The organism is Sphingomonas asaccharolytica NBRC 15499, from assembly GCF_001598355.1.
In the GTDB taxonomy this organism is placed as follows: Bacteria; Pseudomonadota; Alphaproteobacteria; order Sphingomonadales; family Sphingomonadaceae; genus Sphingomonas; species Sphingomonas asaccharolytica.
The window spans coordinates 1-3,406 of sequence record NZ_BCYU01000156.1 but is presented as its reverse complement, the minus strand read 5'-3'; the positions used below and the strand labels follow the sequence as shown (position 1 = coordinate 3,406).

Below are 3,406 nucleotides of genomic sequence, written 5' to 3'. Positions count from 1 at the left end.
CCCCGCCGCCGATAGCGGCGAGCGCCGCGGCCGCGCCTATCTGCGCTTCATGGTCGCCGATCGGGTCGGCGTGCTGGCGGAGATCGCCGCGGCGATGCGCGACGCCGGTGTCTCGATCGAGAGCCTGATGCAGCGCGGTGTCAGCGCCGACGGCAGCGTGCTCGTCGCGATCGTCACGCATGAAGGGCCCGAACGCGCGGTGGCCCAGGCGCTCGAAAAGCTGCGCGGGTCGCAAAGCCTGGCCGGCGAGCCGCTCTGGATGCACATCCTCGGCTGATCCTTCGCGGGAAGCCTTCTCCCTCAGGGCAGCAGTTTCCCCTCGGTCGACGGCGGCGCGTCGTCGAGCGGGATCGCGACGCGGCCGGTTTTGTCGGGCTTTTTCGCGAACGCCTTTTTGGCGAGGTCCGCCGCGCCCTTGATCATCGGTACCAGCGGCGGACCGAAGCCGACGATGCAATTCCGACTGATCGGGCATGGCGTGCCGGATGCGGCGAGCGCGCCGGCGCCGCTCCTGTCCGGATTGGACGGCGTTGGCCCGTCAGGCAGAATTTCCTCGGGATAAGGCAAGGCTTGCGACGGCAGCGGATTGCCGCACACGACAATGTCCTTGCCATCGACACGGCGGACACATGGTTCGTTGGCGACCGGAACCAGGATCGAGAATCGCTCCGGCGCGTCGGTGGTCGGCGTCTGCGGTGGTGGCGCGGCGGGCGCCGCGGCGGCCTGCAAGGCCAGAAACAACAGCAATCCGGGCATGGCGATCCCTCCCGCAAGCATTGTACCGCTCAAACCCGGCGTCAATGCGGCATGAAGCTCGCCCGCAAGGTATCGACCGGATCTTGGTCGGATCGCAACAAGGTGCGGCGCTTACTGAGACAACGCATCGCGCCAATCACGTCGCATTTGCGGCCGTCATAGGCGAGCGCGCGGTCCTTGAGCGACTGCGTGTCCTCGCTCGACGCCGGCAGTCGATAACGATCGGCGCACTCGCCCACGCATCGCGTTGGCGGCGCCTGCGGCTTCAGCGTGAAATTCAGCTTCAAATTCGCGTTGTGCGACGCGGCGCCCAACAAGACCAACAACACCGGCGTGAGCATCGGACCGACCCCTGTCTCGAGCACCCTGAAAACGCCAACACATCAGGCCATAAGACGTTCCGCAGCGCCAGAGGGTGCGCCCCAGACCAGCCGATTTTTCACCGCAATTCGGCGTATTTACGGGGCGATCGGTCGCTCACCCATCAACGACACGCCGGATCGCGTGCTGACCGATACCCCGGCCGCACCGCAGCCGACGAGAAAGGTCGACTTTTCCTGGCAATTATTGGTCCTGGCGAGCATCCGTTCGCGCTCGGCCGGAACGCCTTCATGCCTGGGGTCATTGGGGTCGATCACCGTCAGCGGCGCGCGATAGCGATCAGCCTCGCGCCGCCCGCAGATGACGATATCGTCGGGTTGGTTGTCATGGCAGTCGATCGTCGCGCGGGTCGCGGCGCGGTAGCGCTCCATCGCCGTATCGAGCTGCGGGGCCGCCTGCATCATCACCAGCCACCACAGCATGATCTGACTCCGCCAATGCTACGTACGGCTCCGTAATGACCGGCGATTACGGCGGTTTCGCGTCAGGCGACGATGCGCGGCACACCGAGTCGCGGGATGTCGATCGCCGGACAGCGATCCATCACCACCTTCAGCCCCGCCGCCTCGGCCCGCGCCGCGGCCTCTTCGTTGATGACGCCCAGCTGCATCCACACCGCTTTGGCGCCCGAGGCGATCGCTTCGTCGACCGCTTCTCCTGCCGCTTGCGGCCGCCGGAAGATATCGACGATGTCGATCGGCACACCGATCTGGGCGAGGTCGCGAAAGACATATTCGCCATGGACGTGCTCGCCGGCGATCTGCGGATTGACCGGGATCACGCGATAGCCGTGCCGCTGCAGTATCGCCATCACGCCATAGCTCGGGCGATCGGGCCGGTCCGACGCGCCGACCATCGCGATCGTGCGGGCGTTGGTCAGGAGGTCGCGGATATCCTGGTCAGTGCTGAGCGGCATGTCCGTCTCCCCAATCCATTCGGCTAACGACCGGCGGAAAGCCAGTCGTTCACTTTCCCGGCTATCTCTCCGAACGCTGCGCCTTCCGGCCCGATCCCGGCAGCCGGCGGCGTGCCCGCGTCGGAGGCGATTCGGATCGCCATTTCGAGCGGCACGCGGCCCAGGAACGGCACACCCATCTCCGTCGCCGCGGCCTCCGCGCCGCCCTGGCCGAACGGATCGGAATATTCGCCGCAATGCGGACAGCGATAGCCCGCCATATTCTCGATCACGCCGATCACCGGCACGCCGGCCTTGCCGAACAGATCGGCGGCGCGGCGCGCATCGATCAGCGCCAGATCCTGCGGCGTCGAGACGATCACCACACCCGCCGGCTTGTATTTCTGGATCATCGTCAGCTGCACGTCGCCGGTACCTGGTGGCATATCAACCACAAGGGTGTCGGCGGCGCCCCAATCGCCCTCGATCAATTGCCCCAGCGCACTGGCTGCCATCGGACCGCGCCAGGCAATGGCCTGACCCGGCGCGACCAACTGGCCCATCGACAGGATCGGCACGCCGAATGCGGTCGGCACCGGGATCATGGTCTTCTCACGCGCCTGGGGCTTGATCCCCTCGACCCCCATCAGGGTCGGTTGCGAGGGTCCATAGATATCGGCATCGACCAGCCCGACCTTGCGTCCGGCCCTGGCCAGCGCGATCGCCAGATTGGCGGCGACAGTCGATTTGCCGACTCCGCCCTTGCCGCTGGCCACCGCGATCAGCTTGCGGCCGACACGCTCGCTGGTCATCGCGATGCGCACCTCGCGCGCCTCGGGACCGGCCACGGCAGCGGCATGCACCGCCGCCTCCAGCGCCTCGCGCGCCTCCGATTCCAAACCGGTAACGTCGAGGATCACGCTCGCGCGATCGCCCTCCAACCTCACTGTCGCGCGGTCGCCGGCCACTTCTGCGACGCGTGCCGCCAACCCCATCTTTTCGTCCATGCGCGCCAGATAGGGCCGCAACCGCCGCTTGCCACTGTTTTTCCGCGCAGCGGCACCTATAAAGACCGATATGACGATTGCCTTGCCGTGGCGGCGCCGCCTTTCCGAAACCATGTCCGACAAGCCGAAAAGCCCCTGGGGAGGCGGTAGCGGCGGCGATTCCGATGGCGGGAGCGGCGACGGCAATGGCGGCGGCGACGCCGGCCCGCGCAATCCCTGGGCGCAGGCGCCGGGCTCGCGCGCTCGCGGCCCACGCGCGGGCAGCGGCATCGAAGATCTGTTGAAGCGCGCCCGTGGCGGCGGTGGCGGTGGCGGTAATTTCCGCCTTCCCGGCGGCGGCAATGGGCGATCCTTGTGGCTGGCGGGC

6 protein-coding genes and 1 pseudogene are annotated in these 3,406 nt (G+C 67.2%); 2 read left to right on the top strand and 5 right to left on the bottom strand.

The features are described 5' to 3' along the window. Positions 1-277: ACT domain-containing protein (locus SAS01S_RS21735; protein WP_157082951.1), on the top strand; the 277-nt coding region annotated here is incomplete at its 5' end. 23 nt (positions 278-300) lie between these two features. On the opposite strand, the gene SAS01S_RS21730 is transcribed toward SAS01S_RS21735, so the two are convergent. The 5 genes from SAS01S_RS21730 to SAS01S_RS21710 all read right to left on the bottom strand — a co-directional run bounded on the left by SAS01S_RS21730 (position 301) and on the right by SAS01S_RS21710 (position 3,027). Further along, entirely contained in the window at positions 301-756 is a 456-nt protein-coding gene (locus tag SAS01S_RS21730; protein ID WP_084239316.1) for a hypothetical protein, read from the bottom strand. 41 nt (positions 757-797) lie between these two features. Next, positions 798-1,097 (bottom strand): hypothetical protein, encoded by a 300-nt coding sequence (locus SAS01S_RS21725; protein WP_066813278.1) that lies wholly within the window; start codon positions 1,095-1,097, stop codon positions 798-800. Between the two features lie 117 nt (positions 1,098-1,214). Next, entirely contained in the window at positions 1,215-1,559 is a 345-nt protein-coding gene (locus tag SAS01S_RS21720) for a hypothetical protein (protein ID WP_066813276.1), read from the bottom strand. Between the two features lie 62 nt (positions 1,560-1,621). Then, positions 1,622-2,053, bottom strand: a complete 432-nt coding sequence (locus SAS01S_RS21715) for a CoA-binding protein (protein ID WP_066813274.1) — start codon at positions 2,051-2,053, stop codon at positions 1,622-1,624. A gap of 23 nt (positions 2,054-2,076) precedes the next feature. Further along, positions 2,077-3,027, bottom strand: coding sequence for an Mrp/NBP35 family ATP-binding protein (locus SAS01S_RS21710; protein ID WP_439646851.1), 951 nt, complete (start codon positions 3,025-3,027; stop codon positions 2,077-2,079). 82 nt (positions 3,028-3,109) lie between these two features. Here SAS01S_RS21710 and SAS01S_RS21705 point away from each other — a divergent pair. Continuing rightward, positions 3,110-3,406, top strand: a pseudogene (locus tag SAS01S_RS21705) (protease modulator HflK); the annotation flags it as partial.

Bases quoted from the DNA above. Each gene is read 5' to 3' on its own strand.
- SAS01S_RS21730 (WP_084239316.1), bottom strand. From the start codon at position 756: ATGCCCGGATTGCTGTTGTTTCTGGCCTTGCAGGCCGCCGCGGCGCCC.
- SAS01S_RS21725 (WP_066813278.1), bottom strand. From the start codon at position 1,097: ATGCTCACGCCGGTGTTGTTGGTCTTGTTGGGCGCCGCGTCGCACAAC.
- SAS01S_RS21720 (WP_066813276.1), bottom strand. From the start codon at position 1,559: ATGCTGTGGTGGCTGGTGATGATGCAGGCGGCCCCGCAGCTCGATACG.
- SAS01S_RS21715 (WP_066813274.1), bottom strand. From the start codon at position 2,053: ATGCCGCTCAGCACTGACCAGGATATCCGCGACCTCCTGACCAACGCC.
- SAS01S_RS21710 (WP_439646851.1), bottom strand. From the start codon at position 3,027: ATGGGGTTGGCGGCACGCGTCGCAGAAGTGGCCGGCGACCGCGCGACA.